The organism is Gracilimonas sediminicola (genome assembly GCF_024320785.1).
Classification (GTDB): domain Bacteria; phylum Bacteroidota; class Rhodothermia; order Balneolales; family Balneolaceae; genus Gracilimonas; species Gracilimonas sediminicola.
Window position 1 is genome coordinate 839,554 of record NZ_JANDBC010000001.1, and the last position, 21,375, is coordinate 860,928.

The following is a 21,375-nucleotide window of genomic DNA, read 5'->3' on the forward strand; positions in this document are numbered from 1 at the left end:
CCGGTGAGCGTTTCTTCAATCCGATCATATCTGACTACCTCAACCAATGCTGCTCCGCTGGCTGTTTTCCGAGTTTTTTTCGGTCTGCTTATGCTGATCAGCATTGTTCGGTTTGCAGCCAACGGCTGGATTGAAAAGCTCTATATAGAACCACAGTTTTTCTTTTCTTACTACGGATTTGAATGGGTTCAGCCTCTCGGAGACTGGACCTATCTTATTTTTATGATCTGTGGGCTGTCTTCCATTTTTGTGACACTTGGATATAAATACCGGTTTTCGATCCTCGTCTTTTTTCTCAGCTTCACCTATATCGAGCTGATGGATAAGACTACCTACCTCAACCACTACTACTTCATCAGTATCCTCAGCTTTTTGATGATTTTTCTCCCGGCTCATGCCTACTATTCCTTAGACGCCCGGAAGAATGAAACGCTGAGATCACAACAAGTACCGCGGTGGTCAATCGATTCGATCAAGCTTCTGCTTTTTATCGTGTACTTTTATGCGGGGCTGGCCAAACTCAATTCCGACTGGTTGTTTGAGGCTATGCCCTTACAAATATGGCTGCCCTCCAAGTATTCCATCCCTTTGCTGGGCGACCTCCTTCAGCAAAGCTGGACACACTACGCATTTGCCTGGGCCGGGGCTATCTACGACCTCAGCATTCCCTTTTTATTGCTGATTCGCAAAACACGGATTTTTGCATTTATTCTCGTGGTCATTTTTCATGTATTAACCCGGGTACTTTTCCCGATTGGGATGTTCCCTTATATCATGATTGTTAGCACGCTCATATTTTTTGATGCCGGACTTCATAACCGAATACTGGACTATATTTCCAGATGGTTTAACATCACAAAGTCCTTTTTTGATAACGGAAAAGCGTATTCATTCCCACAACAATGGGTTCGCAAAGCTTCGTTGGCAGTGGTTTCCGTTTTCTTTGTACTCCAGCTTCTCATTCCTTTCCGATACCTGCTTTATCCGGGCGAATTATTTTGGACGGAAGAAGGCTACCGGTTTTCCTGGAGAGTGATGCTGATGGAAAAAGTCGGATATGCGAATTTCAAAGTTGTCAACCCTGATTCCGGCCAAAGCTTTTACGTGGACAACACCGAGTTTCTCACCCGCTTTCAGGAAAAACAAATGTCGTTTCAGCCCGACTTCATCCTTGAATACGCCCACTTACTGGAAGACCACTACCGGGATGAACTCGGAATTGATGATCCTGAAATCTACGTTGACAGCTACGTGGCTTTAAACGGGCGGGGAAGTCAGCGATATGTAAATCCGAACGTGGACCTTACCGAAATTGAACCCTCACTAAAACACCGAACCTGGTTACTCCCTTTTGATGATGAAATTAAAGGCCTTTAGTTTTTTTGCCTTATGTGTACTGTTTGCCCTACCGGCGACAGCCCAAATTAATTTTTCCGGCTACGTAGTTGAGAAAGAAACCGGAGAACCCATCGAAGGTGTCGATATTTACAACAACGATGCCGGAAAGTCTTATGCCACAAATAAAGAAGGTTACTTCGAAATCAAGGATTTGCCCTATGGTAACCTCAACCTGTTTTTCTTCAAACTTGGGTATAAAATTATCAACCGAACTTTTGTGCCTGATGCCAACAATACGGCCATCACCATTGAGCTTGAGAAGCTTTCGGAGGAAATGTCCGAAATTGCTGTCATAGATCAGCGAGATAAAGTTTTTGCCATCAAACGGCTCCGGGAAGTTGAGGGTACTTCCATTTATGCGGGAAAGAAGAACGAAGTTATTTCTCTTGACCAAATGGTGGCGAATACATCCGCCAATAACGCCCGTCAGATATACGGGCAAATATCCGGGCTCAACATTTTTGAGTCAAATGATGCCGGTCTTCAGCTAAATATCGGCGGTCGGGGCCTCGATCCCAACCGTTCATCCAATTTTAACATCCGACAGAATGGGTATGATATCAGTGCCGATGTACTTGGTTATCCTGAAAGTTATTACACACCACCGGCTGAGGGCTTAGCTGAAATCCAGGTGATTCGCGGAGCTGCCTCCCTGCAATACGGCACCCAGTTTGGAGGGTTGGTGAACTTCAAAATGAAGAAACCTGCCGATGACAAACGCGTTGAAGTGACCTCCCGGCAATCGGTCGGCTCCAATGCTTTATTTACTTCCTTCAACAGCGTAAGCGGGACCTCCGGCAAAGTTGGTTATTACGGATATTACAATTACAAAAATGGGGATGGCTTTCGGCCAAACTCCGGGTTCGAGTCCAATAACTTATACCTTTATTCTGATGTTCAGGTATCTGAGAAAACCAACATCGCTCTCGACTTCACCTACCTGAACTACCTAGCCCAGCAGCCGGGGGGTTTGACTGACGCCCAGTTTTACCGGGACCCAACAGTCAGCAATCGTACCCGTAACTGGTTTGAGGTTGACTGGAAGCTGGCCTCCCTGAATGTTGAACACGAGTTTTCCTATAAAACCAAGCTCAGCTTTCTGGTGTACGGACTTGATGCTTCCCGAAAATCGGTGGGATTTCGTACCAATCGGGTTTCTCAGCAGGATGACCCTGATGCTCCCCGCGACCTCATCCTCGGCGATTTCAACAACTGGGGAACCGAAGCCCGTTTTCTGAACCGCTACCGAATCGGTAATAAAAATGCCGTGTTTCTGATCGGAAGTAAATGGTATCAATCAAAAAATACCTCCGTTCAGGGACCCGGAACTACAAGCAGCAAAGCCGATTTCACCCTGGCCGATGAGCAATTCCCGAATTACCCGAATCAATCCGACTTCACCTTCCCGAACCGCAACCTTGCTGTTTTCGGAGAGAACATTTTTTACCTGCAGGATAACCTTTCTATTACGCCGGGGTTCCGGTTTGAATACATCCGAACGCAGAGTCGCGGTACATTTAAGAGAGTGAACTTTGACCTGGCCGGAAATCCTATTCAAAATCAGACTTTTGAAGATGACCGTACGTTTGAGCGGCATTTTGTGTTACTGGGTGCCGGCGTCAGTTATCTGCCTGATAGCGAAACCGAACTTTATGGTAACTTCTCCCAAAACTATCGCTCTGTAACTTTTAATGATATTCGCATTGTAAACCCCACCTTTCAGGTTGACCCGGATATTACGGACGAAAGCGGGTTTACCTCTGATGTTGGAATCCGGGGGAGAATCGGTGAGAGTGTTTCATACGACATCGGCGGTTTTGGCTTGCTTTATGATAACCGGATCGGGGAAGTGTTACGGGCAGAAACGCGAATCAATGCCGATGGAGAAAAAGAAGAAACGGGTCGTGTGGTGCGCTATCGTGGAAATATAGGGCAAGCCTTTATGTACGGGCTGGAAAGCCTGGTTGAAGTGAATCTATTGCCCCTGTTTGGTAATGAAAATCGGGATGTGAAACTAAGTGTATTTGCCAATACCGCCATCACAAAATCGGACTACATCGACTCAGAGATTCCCGGGGTTGAAGGTAATCAGGTCGAATTTGTGCCGCTGCTGAATATGAAAACCGGACTCAACTTTGGCTATCAAAACCTGGTGGGCTCCATTCAGTACACCTATGTATCTGAGCAATACACCGATGCCTCTAATGCCGAGCAAAACTTTAATGACAATCAAAGCGGTATCCGTGGAGCTATTCCTGCTTATGATGTTTTGGATCTGTCTCTGTCCTGGACGTACAGAAACTTCACCATAGAGTCTGGAATAAATAACGTATTGGATTCATGGTATTTCACCCGTCGCGCAACCGGTTATCCGGGCCCCGGCATTATTCCATCTCCCCCAAGAACGTTCTATGCTACCCTTCAGCTTCAAATTGGGAAGTAAATCATAGCCCATTCTTAGAATATTTCTTCCAGTTCAATGGGTTACATTCGATGTATTGCCGTATCCGATTCAGTGATCTGTAATTTCGGATGATATGATCATGGAATCGGGACTGCCAACAGAATTCATAACCTTTTCTGTTACACCATCTGGTCATTCCGGATTTATAGGACCTAATGATTGTCGATAAAGATCCGGGTTTGGGGGAGATTTCTGACATTCTATTTCGATTATTGGTCTGTAGGGACGTTGCTGGCAACGTCCCTACAGACGGCACCCCTTTTTCATTTGGCACAATTTGGATGATTCCATGAACATGATTAGGCATCACTACAAATGCATCTAATTGTACATTGTCAGAATGGGCCGGAATCTGTTCCCAAAAATACCAGGCTGCACACCCTTGAACCGACAGCCCCATTTTTCCATCACGAATATCTCCGAAATAATGCTTTTGGTCTTTTGTACAGATGGTCACGAAATAAAAAGCTGACCTCCGGTAATCCCAGCTTTGTAATCGTATTGATTTTCGATATCTGTATTTTGAACTCATCAACAGTAAGAGCCCATTCATCACAAAACCTTACAGAATTATTTCTGTGAGCCGGTTTCGCTTTTTCCTTATCTTCTTCATGCTTTTAAAAAATTCAATCAACTATTCATGAAATTTATTCCTGTTCTTGTGGTAGCTATTGCGGCTATCTCATGCACTTCTACCCCTGATAAAAAACCATATAACCCGGAAGCTGACACCCTGAAATATGCTCAGGAAGTACATCTTCGCAATGTTCAACAGCTAACTTTTGGTGGTGATAATGCCGAAGCTTACTGGAGCTACGACAGCGATAAGCTGATCTTTCAATCCAACAATCCCGAATGGGGCGTGGAATGTGACCAGATCTTTTACATGGATATTTCTGAAAAAGAGCACGGCTTTGAACCGCCTATGATCAGTACAGGAAATGGCCGAACCACCTGTGCCTATTTTCTGCCCGGCGATTCTACCTTTGTGTACTCATCCACTCACGCAGAGCAAATGGAATGCCCCGCTACCCCTGAGCGTGGAGCGGGCGGTGCGTACGTTTGGCCCATTTACGATAGCTACGACATATACAAAGCCGACCTGAACGGAAACATCATCTCCAAACTTACTGATGAACCCGGTTATGATGCCGAACCGACCGTTTCTCCAAAAGGAGACAAAATTGTATTCACTTCCACCCGAACCGGTGATCTGGAGTTATTCATAATGGATACCGATGGTTCAAATGTAATCCAGATTACGGATGAACTGGGTTATGACGGAGGGGCCTTCTTCTCCCCCGATGGCAGCCAACTGATTTTCCGGGCTTCCCGTCCCGAAACGGAGGAAGAGATTACCAAATACAAATCTCTGCTGGCAGATGGACTCGTTGAGCCGACCAACATGGAGCTTTTTATTGTGAATGTGGACGGAACCGGCCTTCGGCAGATTACCGATCTGGGCAATGCCAACTGGGCGCCCTATTTCCATCCTTCAGGCGAGAAAATTGTGTTCTCTTCCAATCATCAATCACAGCGTGGATTCCCATTCAATATTTTCATGATTAATGTGGATGGAACCGGACTTGAACAAGTCACCTTTGACGGGGCTTTTGACTCCTTCCCGATGTTTTCCCCCGATGGTGAAAAAATTGTGTTTTCATCCAACCGAAATAACGGCGGCGACCGGTCCACCAACGTTTTTGTTGCTGATTGGGTAGATTAGAAAATCACTCTTTATAGGTATCTTAAAGCCCGATTTATAATCTAAATCGGGCTTTTTAACTTTGAATCAACCACCCAATTAGTTACTATTTAGCATCCCCTAACAGTCCGAGGGTGTTATGAAATTCAAAGCAAAATTCTCTTTCCTTCTTTTAGCCGGGCTTTTATTTGTGGGATGCTCATCCTCTAAAGATTTACCGACCCGCACTGATTTTTCTTTCGAGTTTGACCAAAACACCTACCACATTATCAGTATATCTGCTCCCTCGGGTGAGGGATACAATTACCTGATTCAGTATGAGAATGACGAATCCGTGCTCCGGTCTATGGACACTAACCAGGACGGCATCATCGACCTTGTGCAGTATGGTGATATTTCTCTGGAAGAAGCCAATACCATTTATACGTTTGGAATTCAGGTGGCCATAGAGCAGCAAAAGTTTAAAGCACGCAAAGACAAACGTATCTTCATCCACACCGAAGAAAATCTGGAATATACCCTTCAAACCTTCGGCTTTTACACCGACTTGCTGTACAACAAATTTGAGATTACCAACCTAACCACCGCCGATGAAGAACTTTTCTTTGATATGGACGCCGATGGAGAGCTGGATACTATCGAACAAAGTGACCGTACACTCGAAGATGCACAGGAGATCTATCAAAGAATCCTTCAGATTGGAATAAACCGTGATATGGTAGTGTTCCGGTTTGATAAATTTATCGTCCTGATTATCCCGCAAGAAAAAGCTTCCTGATTTTTGACCGAAATTTATTCGGAGAATCCTTCCTGATTTACTTATACTCTCACCTGTTACTTTTACTCAATCAGGCAAAACATGAAGCTATCACTTTCCAATATTTCAAAAACATATAAAAACGGGGTTAAGGCACTGGATGATGTGTCTATAGAAATTGAGTCGGGGATGTTTGGACTGCTCGGGCCAAATGGCGCCGGCAAATCTACCCTGATGCGAACCATCGCCACCCTTCAGGCACCGGATACCGGAACCGCTTACCTGGATGACATCGACATCCTTAACGACAAAAACAGCCTTCGGGAAGTACTGGGGTATTTACCTCAATCTTTTGGAGTGTATCCAAAGATGTCGGCCGAAGACCTGCTTCATTACTTTGCCCGGTTAAAAGGGATTGCTGACAAGAACCAACGTACGCAAATGGTGAATACCGCACTTGAAGTCACCAACCTGCTGGAAGTGAGACGCAAGAGCGTGGCTGGTTACTCCGGAGGGATGAAACAGCGATTCGGAATTGCCCAGTTGCTTCTTAACGACCCCAAACTCATTATTGTGGATGAGCCTACCGCCGGACTCGATCCATCCGAACGACACCGGTTCCTGAACGTACTTCGCGAAATCGGCACCAATCACATCGTGATTTTCTCTACCCATATTGTTGATGATGTGAAAGAACTTTGTACCGATATGTCGATCATGAACGGCGGCAGGATTCTGAGCCACCACACCCCGGAGCAAGCCGTTTCTGCCCTTGAAGGACAAATGTGGACCAAGAATATTGAGCGCGATGCTCTCGAAGAACATGAGGCTAAGTTTAATGTGATTTCATCCAGCTTCAACCAGGATAACACGCTGAACATCCGGGTTCACGACAACCAAAAACCTGATGATAGTTTTGAAGCCAAAAGCCCCGAGCTGGAAGACGTGTATTTCGTCACCCTCCGGGAAGAAAAAGAAGTCGTAGCCGCTTAAGCCTAAATATCTTTTATCATGTTCTATAACATCTTCACTTTTGAACTGCGGTACTGGCTGCGAAAGCCTTCTTTTTATGTGTATTCCGGCATCCTGTTTTTGCTGTCGTTATTTACCATGGCAACGGCTGCGGGTTTGTTTGAAAGCATCACCGTCAGTATCAACTCCATCACCATCGTAAACTCGGCTTCGTCTATTAATGGGCTGCTGAATGAGATGGCCATCATTGTGTACTTCCTGCTTCCGGCCATCATTGGCGGCACCATTTATAAAGACTATAAGCATGAAATGCACTCTGTACTGTATTCCTATCCGTTTACAAAATGGGAATACCTGTTGGCTAAATTTTTGGCGGGAATTTGTATTGCCACTCTGGTAGTGGTTGCTGCTGCTTTTGGTGTATTCCTGGGAAGCATTTTCCCGGGAACCAATCCCGACCTGCTGGGGCCTTTTAAACTGATCAATTATACCCAGCCGTTTATCTACTACATCATCCCCAACCTGATTTTCTTCGGGGCCATTGTTTTTGCTGTTGTCACCTTTACGCGCAACATCAATGTGGGCTTTATTACCATTTTGGCGCTTTTCCTGATCCAGATTTTTGCGGGAAACCTTACCCAGGATCTTGATAACAAAATGCTGGCAGCCCTGCTCGATCCGTATGGCTTTCAGGCGAACGCCTATTACACCGAGTACTGGACTATTTACGAACGCAACCAAAACCCACTGCCCTGGGGTGAAGTTATTTTATACAACCGGCTGCTTTGGTCCGGTTTGGGAATAGCTATTTTTGGACTGGTTTACCGGTCTTTCAGTTTTAGCCAGGAAGCATTTTCATTCAGCCTGTTTAGAAGCAAGAAAAGCGAACGGGTTACCAAGAAAAACTTCGGCAGTATCCTCACGGTCTCTCTCCCAAAAGTTGATTTTGATTTTTCATGGATCCAAAACCTGAAGCTGGCGTGGACGCTTTCTGATATTGACCTCAAATACATCATAAAAGGCTGGGCGTTCATTATTATTTCTCTGGTGGGATTGCTGATCTCATTAAGCGTGATTCTGCTCGGGGCTGAAATTTTCGGAACCGACACCCTGCCGGTCACCTGGCAGATGCTGCAGCTTCCCGGCACCTTTTTCAACCTCTTCATTAATATTCTGACGTTCCTGTATGCCGGAATGCTGATCCACCGCAGCCGGACTTCTAACATCGATCAGCTGGTACATGTTACCCCAACCCCCAACTGGACGATCCTGCTTTCCAAGTTTCTAGCACTGGTCAAAATGCAGGTTATTCTGCTTTCAATCATCATGATTGCCGGCATCGGTGTTCAGCTTTTCAACGGCTACTACAACTTCGAAATCGGGCTGTACCTGTTTGATCTGTATGCTATTTCCTTAGTCCATGTTGTTATCTGGGGACTGCTCGCCACCCTGTTCCATTCCTTTTTTAAGAACTACTACATTGGGTTTATCCTCTTGCTGTTAATCTCCATCGGAATTTCATTCCTGGGTTCTATTGGTATCGAGCAAGACATCTTCAAATACAACCAGGGGCCCGGCACTCAGTATTCCGATATGAATGGCTACGGTTCATCCCTTGCCGAATATTATGTATACAAAGCGTACTGGCTGTTACTGGGAATCGCTTTTTATGTACTTTCCATTATACTCTTCCGTCGCGGATTGCCGGGAAGTCTTAAGGAGCGATTGCAAAATGCGAAACGGGAATTCACTCCTGCTCTTAAAGCAGCGTTCACACTTTCACTGGTTGGCTTCCTCTCCATCGGCAGCTGGATTTACTACGTGGATAACATCAAATACGAACGGCTTTCATCCAAAGAAAGAGAAAAACAGGCTGCACAGTGGGAAAAAAATTACGGGAAGTTTAAAGGCATTCCCCAGCCTCGTATCGTTTCGTCGACCATAAACCTGGACCTGGTTCCCGAAAGCAGAGACTTCAAAGCGGCCGGCACGTACATCCTCAAGAATAAGACCGACGTTGCCATCGACTCCATCCACATCGACCATAACAATTTCATCAGTTCATTCAGTTTTAACAAGCCTTATGAATTGGTATTGGAAGATGACTCGATGAATTATGACATCTACCGGCTTGAAGATGTCCTGATGCCCGGTGATACCCTGCTTTTTTCATTCGCCATTTCGAACAAGCCGAATGAAATCCTGCGAAATAATTCACCGGTTCGCCATAATGGTACGTTCATCAACAATACCATCTTCCCGAGATTGGGCTATCAGGAGTCTATGGAGTTGTCCGGAACGGATGCCCGTGAACGATATGGACTTCCTCCCAAAGAACGCATGGCACCGCCCACCGACAGTGCCGCCCTGATGAATAACTACATCTCCGGCGATGCTGACTGGATTGAATTTGAAACAACCATCAGCACTTCTCCTGAGCAAATTGCCATTGCACCTGGATATCTTCAGGATGAATGGGAAGAAAACGGCCGCCGCTATTTCCATTACAAAATGGACAGCACCATGGTCAATTTTTATTCCTTCATTTCCGCAGAGTTTGAGGTGGTTAAAGATACCTGGAATGATGTTGCCCTCGAAATCTACTACCACAAAGGCCACGATTATAACCTGGACCACATGATGAACGGCATGAAGAAGTCTCTGGACTACTATACTTCTGAGTACAGCCCATATCAGCATCAGCAGGTGCGGATAATTGAGTTTCCTCGAACCGGGGGAAGTTTCGCCCAGTCGTTTGCCAACACCATTCCTTATTCCGAAGCCATCGGTTTTATTGCCGAAGTGGATACCACCAGCGAAGAAGGCGTGAATTATCCGTTCAGTATAACGGCTCATGAAGTGGCACATCAGTGGTGGGCACACCAGGTAATTGGGGCCAATGTTCAGGGAGCTACCATGCTTTCGGAAAGTTTGTCGGAATACAGCTCGCTTAAAGTGCTGGAAAAGGAACATGGTGAAAATCAGATGCGGGTTTTCCTGAAAGACGCCCTGGACAGCTACCTTACCGGCCGTACGCTGGAGTCCAAAAAAGAACTGCCGCTGATCTATAATGAAAACCAGCAGTATATCCACTACAACAAAGGATCGTTGGTATTCTATGCCCTCAGTGATTATATCGGCGAAGAAAATCTGAATGCGGCGCTCAGCGATTACATTGACGAGGTTGCTTTTCAGGAGCCGCCATACACCACCTCATTGGAATTACTTGAGTACTTGAAAGCCGCCACGCCTGATTCGCTTCAGTACCTCATCAAAGATATGTTTGAAACCATCACGCTGTATGACAACCGGGTAGAGGATGCCACCTACACCGAACGGGACAGCGGCACCTATGAGGTAAACCTGACGCTTCAGGTTTCCAAATACCGAACGGGTGAAACCGGTAAGCGTATTTATCAGGATGAAGCCGGAGACAGCCTGGCCATCGAAATTGAAGATCGCCGGCTTCCGGTCAAGTCACTTCCGCTCCAGGATTGGGTGGACGTAGGAGTTTTCGGTACCGATTCGCTCGGTAATGAAACAGTGCTTTATTTCAAAAAGCATAAATTCACCGAGATTCTGAATGAGCTGACCATCACGGTAGATGAGGAACCCTCCTCGGCTGGTATCGATCCCTATAACAAGCTGATTGATACTATTTCGAATGACAACCGCCGGCCTCCTTCCCGTAAAGAGACAGAAGAATAGATCATCTGAGAAATATAAAATCCTTTTAAAATCTCGCTTTCGCTCTCCTCTATATCTCCTCCTTCTCAAGGAGGAGACTTATTCGTGCTGAATTAATACTCCGTTTTATAATCTCAGCTTTGAATGTATAATCACGTCTTTCTCCTTATTAAGGAGAAAACAAAAGAGGTCAAAAACCGGCCTTAGAGAAAAGTGCGTTAAGAAGTTCAAGCAAAAATGAACAATAAATTGGTTATGAACGCCTGTTTTTCTAAAGCTACGTCGTCCAAGCGGACGCTTGAACTATGTGACACCATTTCGAATGACAACCGCCGGTCTCCTTCACGGGAAGACAGCAATTAAGTAAGAAATTCCGTTTCATGGTTGTCTAACCTGCTAAACCGACAGCCATGAAACTTCTCTTATCGCTTTTACTGATTGTAAGCTCTGCCGTTTTCAGCGGACCTAAAGTCCATAACTTCAAGCTAAAAAACCTGGAAAACCGCACCACTTCCTACGAAGATGTGAAGGGAGAAGAGCTGACCGTAATCGACTTTTGGGCTACGTGGTGCAAGCCTTGTATCAAATCCATCCCCAAGTTTGTGGACATGTATGATGAGTTTGAATCACAGGGCGTACAATTTGTGGGCATCAGTGTTGACGGCCCCCGAAACCTTTCCAAAGTTAAACCTTTTGCCAAATCCCTCGGCATAGACTATCCGGTATTACTGGATACCGACAACAATGTGATGGCACGCCTTCGGGTTCAGGCTGTACCCACCCTGCTTATCGTAAACAGCGAGGATGAAGTCGTGTATTTTCATGAAGGATACACCCCCGGTGAAGAGAAGATGATAGAAGCTGAAATCAAAAAACTACTAAACGAGTGATGCTGCGGCTGCTAGTCATATCATCGGTAATCGGACTCCTTTACAGTTCGTCCGCTTTTGCCCAACTTTATGGCACCAATACCTTCGAGTTTCAATATGGAAATCTGCCTTATGAAGAGAATACGGACCTGACAACATCGTACGATCAGCTCAATCTCTTTTATGATCAGGGAAAAATCAGTGCCTACGGACGGTTTGAACATTTTCTCACCCCCTTTAATGACCGCAACTACTTTCTTCTGACGCAAAAGCGACTGCAGTACGATGACGACCATTTTAAAGTGAGAATCGGGAATTTCTATAAAACCATCGGTCGCGGACTGTTACTTCGCAGTTATGACATCCCCGGATCCGTGTATGAAGACTCTTTTTATCGTACGCGATATGCCTTCAACCGGGATCAGGAAGGCGTTGACATCAGCTACAAGAATGATTGGATTGAAGCCTCCGTAATCCGTGCCCGTCCTCTTTTCAATCCTCTTCCACCCAACTTTAAACCGGACAGTGCCCGGCGCCCCGATTTAATTGAAGCTATAGAGTCTGACTTTTATCTCACCGAAGACCTCAGTATTGGCGGAGCTTTCATGAGAAGCCGTTCCGACGGGCGTGACGATTACCGCGAACTGGCCTCATTAATGTACAACTACAACCTCCCTTTCAATCTGCAGGTTTACGGGGAATATGCTTTTGATACCGATATCGCCCTTTTTCAATTTAAGGAGGAGGATTCCTACGCTCTTTATTCCGGGCTGAATTATTTCTATGGATCGTTTGGGCTCAGTGCCGAATACAAAAACTACAATCAATTTCGGCTGGGTTCGGGATACAACGATCCCCCCTCGCTCATTAAGGAACATACCTACCCGGTGCTGAACCGAAGTACGCATGTGTTGAGCACCGCCAATGAATCCGGTTTTCAAGTGGAGGGCTTCTACAACTTTGAAGACGGCCATTCGGTTACGGCAAATATCACTACTGCTAAGAATGAGATTGCCCGAACCAACTATTACCGGGAGTATTTTTTGGAAGGATATTACCAGGCAAGCGACTTCCTGTCTTTCAAAGCCTTTGTGGACTATGCAACCGATGAGCGCAAGGGAGAAGAAAATCGCATTTCGGCAGGGTTGATTTCGGAAAAAAGCTTCAACTATGAATGGAGCTTTGCTTTGGATGTTCAGTTCCAGACCTATTACAAAACCGCCTTCTCCCAAAACGTTGAGAATTATTACGCCTCCATCGCGTACAGCACAATACCCGATTTAACCGTCAGTCTTATATTCGAAGCCACCGATGACTTATTGCTTACCGACAATCCCAACACCTTTGATATTGAAGACGAAACGCGTACCTGGCTGGGCGGAAATGTGCGATACAAGATCAACCAGTCTCACACGTTAGATGTTTTCGCGGGCAAACGACGCGGAGGACCTGCCTGCACATCCGGCATCTGTTATGAGATCCTGGATTTTGAAGGAGTTGAATTAAGATTCACCACACGGTTTTAAACAGGAAATACCATGAAGCCATTTTTACTGCTCTTGCTTATCGTTCTTTTTTCACCTCCTGCTCTCGCTCAGGTAAATACTGGTGATCCGGCCCCCGGCTTCACTTACACTTCCCTGGATGGGGACGAAATCTCCCTTGCTGATTTTGAAGGCAAAGTGGTCTATATCTTTTTTTATGGAGCCGGTTGCCCGCACTGCCTCGATAATGGCCCCATCACGGAGAACGACATCTATCAACCCCACATGGAAGACACCGGCTTTGTTGCCCTGGGGCTGGATACCTGGAACTTATCCCGATCGGCAAACCAAAGCTTTAAATCGGAAACCGGAATCACTTATACTTTACTGCTGAATGCCCGCCAAAGCCTGGAAGATTACTACGGAAATACCTCCTCCTACGACCGGTCAGTTGTGATCTCTAAAGAGGGAGAAATTGCCTATAAGGGGACCGGATTTGTTGACACGGATACCGACCAGGTAATCGCTGTAATTGAGGAAGAATTGTCTAAAACCATTACCTCTGCCGGGCCAACCGATCAGTCTCCGGAGCGAATCAGCTTAGCTCAAAATTACCCGAATCCGTTTAACCCGGTCACCACGATCTCATATGCTCTGGATAAGCCGGCTCAGGTTTCCCTCAAAATCTACAACATGCTGGGGGCTGAGGTAGCCACTTTGGTGAATGAGCGCCAATCGGCCGGACAAAAAACCGTAAGCTGGAATGCGTTGAGTTCATCAGGGAGTGCCGTTCCATCCGGGATGTACATTTACCAACTCCGTACAGAAGATCAGGTGCTTACCAAGAAGATGACGCTGATTAAGTAACATCTGTTCAATTATAGCATGTCATTGCGAGGTATTGCGCGACCGAAGTGCAGCAAATACCGTGCCTGTCCCGTACAACATTGTCGGGGGCAATCTCCCGATTTACATTATTAAGTGTAATTAGGGAGATCGCCTGCCTTTGCCGGTAGGCAGGCTTCGTCGCAAAAAACTATGCCCTGCTTAAACAAGTGAGCTCCTCTCGAATGACGGGCTAGTTCGTTCCCGCTTGACAATTATTGTTCAAAGAGGGTATCCATCCCGTCTTGCAAAATTAAGATAAGGTGTTATCTTAGGCATTAATAAGGGGATGGAATGCGAACACCTTAGACGAACAATGGTTCGGAGTACATCCCAGAAATCACTTTATGCGAATAGTGAATCCGAATAGAGTGGATAAAAGTATGTTGGCTCTGTTCGACCTAACAAAACCCTGTTCGTATAATATTATGTTAGCCACATGACTGATATCATAAATCATCAACATTATTGGGAATACTTTTTAGCTATTGAAGATGATTTAGTTAAAACTAGTCGATTTGTAGATTTTTCGACTGATAATTACCCCACCTACTCAATTGAATTTGCTAAAATAATTCTTTCAAGTGCATCGGAATTTGACGTAATAGCTAAATTGATTTGTAATAAAATCTCTCCAAATAAAAAAGCTGGTAACATTAATGACTATAGAGAAATAATCATCAATGAGTACCCAAAGTTTCCTACAATGGAAATCAATTTGACTAGATATGGAATAAAGCTAAAACCATGGGCAAGTTGGGAAAATGATTCTAATCCCAGTTGGTGGACGAGTTATAACAATGTAAAGCACGAGAGAAACAAATTTTATCATGAAGCTACTTTAGGGAATGCACTTCAATCTTCCGCTGGTCTATTATGTGGTTTATTATATTTATTCAGAAACACGTTTGGACAAATCAGGCTAGAACCTGGAACGCAACTATTTGAGTCTAGAAATTCGACAATTTTAGCAAGTGGTTTAATTTGTTGGGATTTTAAATTGCCTGATGATTAATACTTAAAGTATGGCTAACAAGTGGACTCGTTTAGGGTTCAGAGCATTAATTTTAGCAACTCGACTCACCGTTTAAACGCAGGCTCGTTAGGTGTAAATACAATATTAACCATAAGTATTTAATAGAAAATTGAATTTCAATATTTCTCTTTTACAAAACTTTGACTTAGATGATTTTAGAAAAATATACCTATCTGCACTAGAGAATAACTGGGAATCATTGGAAGGAAACAATGATAGAGGTAGTTGGGAGGATAATTTTAAAACTTATGCTCGTTACGGTGCTCTGCTCCGTAATGCCAACCGGAGGCTCTGCCTCAAACTATCTACCTGTTCTGAACGTTTTAGCCCTTTATTGAATCTTAATCCTAGTGCTGCTCAAACACCAGACCGTTATGTCGAAAAGAATCTAATTTTATGCCGGAACCCGATCCAACAAAAATCTTGCCCTTTGCATCGTCGAAAGATCTCGGCCATTGGCTAAAACTGAATCACAACACGGAGAATGAGCTTTGGGTGAAAATATTCAAGAAGAAGACCGGGATTCCGAGCGTGACCTGGAATGATGTCGTGATTGAGGTGCTTTGCTGGGGCTGGATTGACGGTATCAGGAAGTCATTGGATGACCAGGCTTATCTTCAACGGATTACTCCCAGGAAAGCCCGAAGCAACTGGTCAAAAAGGAACCGAGAACTTGCCGAGCGTTTGATAAGCGAAGGCCGCATGATGGAATCGGGGCTTAACCAAGTTCGTGCCGCCAAATCGGATGGCCGGTGGGAGAAGGCCTATGTGGCAAGCGAATTGGAAGTGCCGGCAGATTTCCTGGAAGCACTCCATGGCAAGCCGAAAGCAAAACAGTTCTTTGAAACACTCAACAAATCAAGTCGTTATCACATCGCCTACGGATTGACATCAGCGAAGAAGCCCGAAACCAGACAGAGGCGATTTACAAAATTCATGGATATGCTGGCTCGTAAAGAAAAACCGGCTTGATCTCTCTCTGATGCTCTACAGCTGAGCATCTTCATTAGCTACGCACCGTTTAAACGCCGGGTTATTAGCCGCCTTAACCCAACTGTGGCTATACTTATGAAAATTCCTTGGCGTTAATTAAATTGTTGTTGTTAACAAACCCGTCTGAGATGATCACAAAAGAGAAAGTAAAAAAAGAAATAGATCGACTCTCTGACACGGAATTGGAAAAAGTATATCTGTATTTGTCTTCTCTCAATAAGACTAAAAAAAACCAAGCTAAATCTACGGTCGTTGAAACTTAAGGGGAAACTGGATAACCAAAATCTGCGATCTGTAGCCTACAAGTAGAGTACTTATCGATAAATCAGTACAGGAAATTTCACTTTCCAACATATAGCAGCTGCTAACAAGACCTTATCTCAAAGCCTTTCCGCCCTCTCCACAGCAACATACCCCAAAATCTCTTTCAGTTCATCCGCTTCCACAAAACCCGAAATATGAAACAGGTATTCCCCATCGGAGGATAAGAAAACAATAGCCGGTACATTTTGTACGCCGAACTTCTGGGCTAATCGTAAAGGAGTGATTCTGTATTGCTGATAGGTTTTTTTATCCTCATTATCGTCCCGGTTTAGTCGGGTAAGTACAAAATCTTTGCTGAGTGCTGCGCTAAGCTCCGGGTACACTTCCTTCTTCATTTTCTTACACCAGCCACACCACGGTGCCCAAACATCTACCATGATGGGTTTGCCCTCTTCTTCCGCCAGCTTCAGAGCTTGTTCAAAGGAATGCCATTTCAGTTCTGTTGACTGACCATGAACATAATTTGGAATACCTACCCCAATCAGGGTGAAAATAAACGACAGGTAAAACAGGTGTCTGAATTTCATCTCTACCTCAGGTTTAATCTTGCACCAATTGAAAAGGTACGGCCGATGATAGGCCCCCAGGTATAAATCGTATCAAACTCCGGACCGAAGGGATTGCCGGCTCCCACTAACGGACTGCCCTGCGTGTAGTTGAAAATATTTTCCGCAGACAGGTACGCCTCAAAACCGATTCCCTTTTCACTGTTCACGTTGGTGAATTCTTTGGTAATCTTTAAGTCGTGCGTGGAGTAAGCCGGTGACCTGGAAGACCTTCCAAAATCTTCAGCATAGTTAGCCGGCATGCGTTTTGGACCCACCAGGTTCCCGTTATAACCAAGGGAAAGATCCAGCGACCGAAACTTGTAGGTGGCTCCAAACACGCCGGTATATTCCGGAGCATAGGCCAGAGCCTGTCGTTGACCGTTCTCTTCCGTGTACACATCCATAATGGTGATACTGGCATTGTAGGTAACAGGCAGAGCCGTAAAATTCTGCTCCAGCCCAACCGAGAAGCCTTGTGTTACCGAGAACCCATCCAGGTTTTCGTACACAATCAGGTTCGGGTCCTGATCGTAATCCGGGATAATTTTATTGGAGAAACGCGTATAAAATCCGTCCAGACTTACCGTCATTGGGTTTGTACCAAATGGGATGATTTGCTCGAGGCTCCCCGTTATGCTTTTAGATTCCTCCGGCTCCAGATCCTCATTAAAAACCACTTCCCGGGAACCGGTCAAGGCAGCATGGTCTTCCGTAAATACATTCACCACCCGAAATCCGGTTCCGGCACTGATTCTGAATGTCGTCAGTTCTGATGGGCTGAATTTAGAGGATAAACGGGGCGCAGTTACAAACCCATGCTCGGAGTGATGATCAACCCGGATACCGCCCAGAAAGCTAAAATCACCGGCTTTTAGTTCTCCCTGTGAGAATACTCCGGGAATCCATCTTTTGTCGGCTCCGGATGAAGTAGCCGGGGTGTTGTCGTTATAGGTTTCGTAGCGGATCGTGGTTCCTGCCAGCAGCTGGAAGTTGTCGCCAATGGGTTGATCCCAGGTAGCCTGACCAAATGCAATGCCCTGCTGCGCATCGTACCAATCGGTTCCATAATAACTATCCTGATCATGATGCGTGACGGCACCGCTGATCCTGAGTTGTTCATTCAAGCCGGCCGGCCGGTATTCCGTCATAAACTCAAACCGGTTGGTATAAATAGACTCCCCATAAATCTGATCGGAGCCACGAAGGTCATCGCTGAACGCTTCTAATCCTCCCGTTCGGTTCTCGGTGTAGTACTTCGTTGCAACATTCAAACGCTGCTCCATATTCTCCCCAAGCAGTGTTCCTTTTCCAAATAGCGATACCCGCGATTGTTTAACCAGGTCGTTGAAGTTATCGCCGTTTTCATCAAAGTAATTTTCGAGATGCAAAATATTTCCACTTACAAAGCCTTCAAACCGACCAACCTTGGGAGAGTAGGCAACATTTATATTTCCCTCTTCGGTACTTTTGGCATACACATCCGCTGAAAAAGTGGGTGTAATGGCCGGGTTTTTGGTGATGATATTCACCACTCCGCCCAGTGCCTGTGTTCCATATAAAGTTGATTGGGGGCCTTTGATCACTTCCACCTGATCGATGATAGACGGGCTGATTCCATTCAACCCATACACCGAAGCCAAAGCACCCATAATGGGCATGCCGTCAATTAATACGGCTGTATTTGGTCCTTCCACTCCGTTAATCCGAATAGCGTTGGTTCCGCAAACACCACAGTTAAGCTGGGTTGAAAGTCCGTTTACACTGCTGATCAGATCCATGATATTGGAACTGGTTCTCCCCTGCTGAAGCTGGGCCGCTTTCACCACATTCACCTTCACCGGCGATTCCTTTACATACGTCTGCCTCATAGTACCGGTAACCACCATTTGATCCAGCTCTAAAAGTGATTCTTTCATCCTGATATCAACAGTCGTAGTCCCGCCGGATATCACACTTATTTTCTTAATTACCTTATCAAAACCAACAGCAGTGATTTGAAGCTTGTATTCTCCTGCTGGTATATTTTTTATTTCAAATGTCCCATCTACATCAGTGGGACTTCCTTTCTGTATTTCCGGGATGCCAACATTTGCCCCAACCACAGGCTCTCCCTCCGATGTAACTTTTCCGGTGATTGTTCCACTGCCGGATTGCGCAAAAAGGATTCCATTAAAACAGAAATAGACGGCTAAAACCAGCGTCACTTTTTTCATTTGTTATTCAGAACTATTTAATTTTTTAGCTTAGGCTAAAAATAGGCATTGACAGTCCTGAATTGCAAGAAATATTTAAGTAAGATAATTATATTTTTAGCCGGGGCTAATTACTTGATTGTTAGCCCTCTCGCCCTAGAGGGGATACTAATATGACCATTTCAGCCTTATGAAAAATACGTTTGGTGTCTCCACAGAGTTGGAAAAAGCTTCTCCTTTCAGCAGCTGAGAAACCAGTAAAAGGTCGAGGTTTTCATCCAGGGAATAACTCACCTGTGGGAAAAGAATGAATAGTTTCTGAGTAAAGCTGCCCATAATTCCAAGATTGATATTGAGCAGGGGACTGGCCGGATACGAACCATTGATGAGGTAGCCGGTTCTTGAAATAAATAGGTTGTCAGCACTTGGGGGTTGAGTGAGTGTGGACAGACTTGCATTCCGGTTTTGATACCCACCATTGTATAAAACCTCTGCCTGTGCATAAATAGAGGTTTCAAACATATAATCGAACCCGAGCGTGGCAGAAAATGATCCCGTATTGTTAAAGAATTCATCTTCGGGATGAAAATAGGAGGCCTCCCCTTTAAACCCTGCATCTTTGATATAACCGGCCCAGCCAATTCCCAGCGCTGCTTTGTCCTGGTAATGCCCGGCTATAAGCTGTAAATCATAGGTTTTATAATTAACCCGATACATGCCTGCGATTACCATCTCATCAAATGAGTCAGCCAGCTTAACACCGGCTTCTATACTGGAAGCAAAATCTAAATTATATATGGCTGAAATGGCATCCACGCCGGGACGTTCTTCATAGTCAAAATCCAAAAATGCATAATTGTTAAAAAGATCGTTGGGGTTCCATGCCAGGGTTTTCCCCCAGTTTATCCTTTGACGGCCGGCATATAGCTCAAAGTCTCCATTATAATAGCTGATGTGAAACCGATCTATCTGTGAATGAATCAATGCCTGATCTGTATCGACCCAAACCCAGGACATATCTATGAGATTAGGATCTTTTTCTAAAAAGCTTGCCAAACCAACCGCATTCTGAACGGTATATCCATTGAGTAATCGTGTTCGAAGGTCGGCATTAAACTCCAGGTTTTCTGTAAAGGTCCACTCGGTTTCAAATCTGTTATGAAGAATATTATCGTAGCGAAGCTCAGAAAAATCATTACTCGCGGAAACCTGTCCCAACTCCTTCACATATCCACTGATATCTACGATTTCCTTCAGCTGTGCATTAGATTTATCAGGAAAAAGGAAAACCGTGATAAACACAAAAAGAACGCTGGCTCGAAAAAATAGCGCTCCGATATTCAATGTTCCTTTTTCAGTATTCAACATTCATCCTCTTTTCTCATCAGAATCAATTTTCCCATCTACCAGGGTAACCACTCTTCGAGCCCGGTCAATCACGCGCTGGTCGTGAGTGGAAAATACAAAGGTCATATCCTCGCGCTTATTCAGATCCAGCATCATATCCAGTAATTCGGCCGTAGAAACGGAATCCAGGTTGGCGGTGGGCTCATCAGCGAGGACAAAGTCCGGCTTGGATGCCAATGCTCTTGCCACTGCAACTCTTTGTTGTTGCCCACCCGAAAGCTCGGAAGGTCGTTTGTGAATTTTATCTTCAAGTCCAACTTCTTTTAACAATGCCAGGCTTTTCTCGCGACATTCAGCGGATGGCCGTCCCTGCATTTGCATCACAAAAGATACATTTTCAATCGCTGTCAACACCGGGATCAGGTTGTAAGCCTGAAACACAAACCCAATATGATTGAGCCTGAATTTGATGAGCTCGCTGTCTGACAGGGTGGTTAAATCGGTATCTTTAATAAACGTTTTGCCTTCTGTTGGTTCATCAAGTCCGCCAATTATATTCAGCAAAGTCGTTTTTCCTGAACCGGACGGCCCTACGATAGCAGTAAACTCCCCCTTCTCAATTGTTAAATCTACTCCATTCAGTGCATGAACCGGTACTTTATCCGGGTTGTACACTTTCGTAAGGTTTTCGGTGGTTATGACAGACATAGCTTT

Annotated in this window: 15 protein-coding genes; 11 read left to right on the plus strand and 4 right to left on the minus strand. The window is 45.1% G+C overall.

Annotated elements, in window-relative coordinates:
• The first annotated feature begins 3 nt into the window (after nucleotides 1-3).
• The 11 genes from NM125_RS03865 to NM125_RS03915 all read left to right on the plus strand — a co-directional run bounded on the left by NM125_RS03865 (nucleotide 4) and on the right by NM125_RS03915 (nucleotide 16,229).
• Nucleotides 4-1,377 (plus strand): HTTM domain-containing protein, encoded by a 1,374-nt coding sequence (locus NM125_RS03865; protein WP_255133042.1) that lies wholly within the window; start codon nucleotides 4-6, stop codon nucleotides 1,375-1,377.
• Complete coding sequence (locus NM125_RS03870) at nucleotides 1,358-3,841, plus strand: TonB-dependent receptor domain-containing protein (RefSeq protein WP_432419285.1); 2,484 nt, start codon at nucleotides 1,358-1,360, stop codon at nucleotides 3,839-3,841. The genes NM125_RS03865 and NM125_RS03870 overlap by 20 nt, the downstream gene beginning before the upstream one ends.
• A 661-nt stretch (nucleotides 3,842-4,502) precedes the next feature.
• Nucleotides 4,503-5,588, plus strand: coding sequence for a TolB-like translocation protein (locus NM125_RS03875; protein WP_255133046.1), 1,086 nt, complete (start codon nucleotides 4,503-4,505; stop codon nucleotides 5,586-5,588).
• A gap of 118 nt (nucleotides 5,589-5,706) precedes the next feature.
• The gene (locus tag NM125_RS03880; protein WP_255133048.1) at nucleotides 5,707-6,345 is read left to right on the plus strand and encodes a hypothetical protein; all 639 of its coding nucleotides are present in this window, start codon (nucleotides 5,707-5,709) and stop codon (nucleotides 6,343-6,345) included.
• 81 nt (nucleotides 6,346-6,426) lie between these two features.
• Nucleotides 6,427-7,317, plus strand: coding sequence for an ABC transporter ATP-binding protein (locus tag NM125_RS03885; RefSeq protein ID WP_255133050.1), 891 nt, complete (start codon nucleotides 6,427-6,429; stop codon nucleotides 7,315-7,317).
• 18 nt (nucleotides 7,318-7,335) lie between these two features.
• On the plus strand, nucleotides 7,336-11,004 hold the full coding sequence (locus NM125_RS03890; RefSeq protein ID WP_255133052.1) for an ABC transporter permease/M1 family aminopeptidase: 3,669 nt from the start codon (nucleotides 7,336-7,338) through the stop codon (nucleotides 11,002-11,004).
• A 389-nt stretch (nucleotides 11,005-11,393) separates the two neighbouring features.
• Nucleotides 11,394-11,873 carry a TlpA family protein disulfide reductase gene (locus NM125_RS03895; protein ID WP_255133054.1) on the plus strand — a complete coding sequence of 160 codons (480 nt, stop codon included), beginning with the start codon at nucleotides 11,394-11,396 and terminating at the stop codon, nucleotides 11,871-11,873.
• Nucleotides 11,873-13,378, plus strand: coding sequence for a hypothetical protein (locus tag NM125_RS03900; RefSeq protein ID WP_255133056.1), 1,506 nt, complete (start codon nucleotides 11,873-11,875; stop codon nucleotides 13,376-13,378). Before NM125_RS03895 ends, NM125_RS03900 begins: the two co-directional genes overlap by 1 nt.
• A gap of 12 nt (nucleotides 13,379-13,390) precedes the next feature.
• On the plus strand, nucleotides 13,391-14,203 hold the full coding sequence (locus tag NM125_RS03905; protein WP_255133058.1) for a redoxin family protein: 813 nt from the start codon (nucleotides 13,391-13,393) through the stop codon (nucleotides 14,201-14,203).
• A gap of 457 nt (nucleotides 14,204-14,660) precedes the next feature.
• The gene (locus NM125_RS03910; RefSeq protein ID WP_255133059.1) at nucleotides 14,661-15,236 is read left to right on the plus strand and encodes a hypothetical protein; all 576 of its coding nucleotides are present in this window, start codon (nucleotides 14,661-14,663) and stop codon (nucleotides 15,234-15,236) included.
• Between the two features lie 417 nt (nucleotides 15,237-15,653).
• On the plus strand, nucleotides 15,654-16,229 hold the full coding sequence (locus tag NM125_RS03915) for a YdeI/OmpD-associated family protein (protein WP_349294162.1): 576 nt from the start codon (nucleotides 15,654-15,656) through the stop codon (nucleotides 16,227-16,229).
• Nucleotides 16,230-16,630: 401 nt separating this feature from the next.
• Here the strand turns inward: NM125_RS03915 and NM125_RS03920 are convergent, their stop codons facing one another.
• From NM125_RS03920 to NM125_RS03935, 4 genes are all read right to left on the minus strand, one after another.
• The gene (locus tag NM125_RS03920) at nucleotides 16,631-17,101 is read right to left on the minus strand and encodes a thioredoxin family protein (protein WP_255133063.1); all 471 of its coding nucleotides are present in this window, start codon (nucleotides 17,099-17,101) and stop codon (nucleotides 16,631-16,633) included.
• A 2-nt stretch (nucleotides 17,102-17,103) separates the two neighbouring features.
• On the minus strand, nucleotides 17,104-19,335 hold the full coding sequence (locus tag NM125_RS03925) for a TonB-dependent receptor (RefSeq protein WP_255133065.1): 2,232 nt from the start codon (nucleotides 19,333-19,335) through the stop codon (nucleotides 17,104-17,106).
• Between the two features lie 147 nt (nucleotides 19,336-19,482).
• Nucleotides 19,483-20,682 carry a hypothetical protein gene (locus NM125_RS03930; protein WP_255133067.1) on the minus strand — a complete coding sequence of 400 codons (1,200 nt, stop codon included), beginning with the start codon at nucleotides 20,680-20,682 and terminating at the stop codon, nucleotides 19,483-19,485.
• Nucleotides 20,683-21,369: an ABC transporter ATP-binding protein gene (locus NM125_RS03935; RefSeq protein ID WP_255133069.1), complete on the minus strand. Its 687-nt coding sequence runs from the start codon at nucleotides 21,367-21,369 to the stop codon at nucleotides 20,683-20,685.
• Nucleotides 21,370-21,375: the final 6 nt, after the last annotated feature.

Bases quoted from the DNA above. Each gene is read 5' to 3' on its own strand.
- NM125_RS03925 (WP_255133065.1), bottom strand. From the start codon at position 19,335: ATGAAAAAAGTGACGCTGGTTTTAGCCGTCTATTTCTGTTTTAATGGA.
- NM125_RS03880 (WP_255133048.1), top strand. From the start codon at position 5,707: ATGAAATTCAAAGCAAAATTCTCTTTCCTTCTTTTAGCCGGGCTTTTA.
- NM125_RS03910 (WP_255133059.1), top strand. From the start codon at position 14,661: ATGACTGATATCATAAATCATCAACATTATTGGGAATACTTTTTAGCT.
- NM125_RS03875 (WP_255133046.1), top strand. From the start codon at position 4,503: ATGAAATTTATTCCTGTTCTTGTGGTAGCTATTGCGGCTATCTCATGC.
- NM125_RS03895 (WP_255133054.1), top strand. From the start codon at position 11,394: ATGAAACTTCTCTTATCGCTTTTACTGATTGTAAGCTCTGCCGTTTTC.
- NM125_RS03920 (WP_255133063.1), bottom strand. From the start codon at position 17,101: ATGAAATTCAGACACCTGTTTTACCTGTCGTTTATTTTCACCCTGATT.
- NM125_RS03915 (WP_349294162.1), top strand. From the start codon at position 15,654: ATGCCGGAACCCGATCCAACAAAAATCTTGCCCTTTGCATCGTCGAAA.
- NM125_RS03905 (WP_255133058.1), top strand. From the start codon at position 13,391: ATGAAGCCATTTTTACTGCTCTTGCTTATCGTTCTTTTTTCACCTCCT.
- NM125_RS03935 (WP_255133069.1), bottom strand. From the start codon at position 21,369: ATGTCTGTCATAACCACCGAAAACCTTACGAAAGTGTACAACCCGGAT.
- NM125_RS03890 (WP_255133052.1), top strand. From the start codon at position 7,336: ATGTTCTATAACATCTTCACTTTTGAACTGCGGTACTGGCTGCGAAAG.
- NM125_RS03900 (WP_255133056.1), top strand. From the start codon at position 11,873: ATGCTGCGGCTGCTAGTCATATCATCGGTAATCGGACTCCTTTACAGT.
- NM125_RS03930 (WP_255133067.1), bottom strand. From the start codon at position 20,682: ATGTTGAATACTGAAAAAGGAACATTGAATATCGGAGCGCTATTTTTT.
- NM125_RS03885 (WP_255133050.1), top strand. From the start codon at position 6,427: ATGAAGCTATCACTTTCCAATATTTCAAAAACATATAAAAACGGGGTT.
- NM125_RS03870 (WP_432419285.1), top strand. From the start codon at position 1,358: ATGAAATTAAAGGCCTTTAGTTTTTTTGCCTTATGTGTACTGTTTGCC.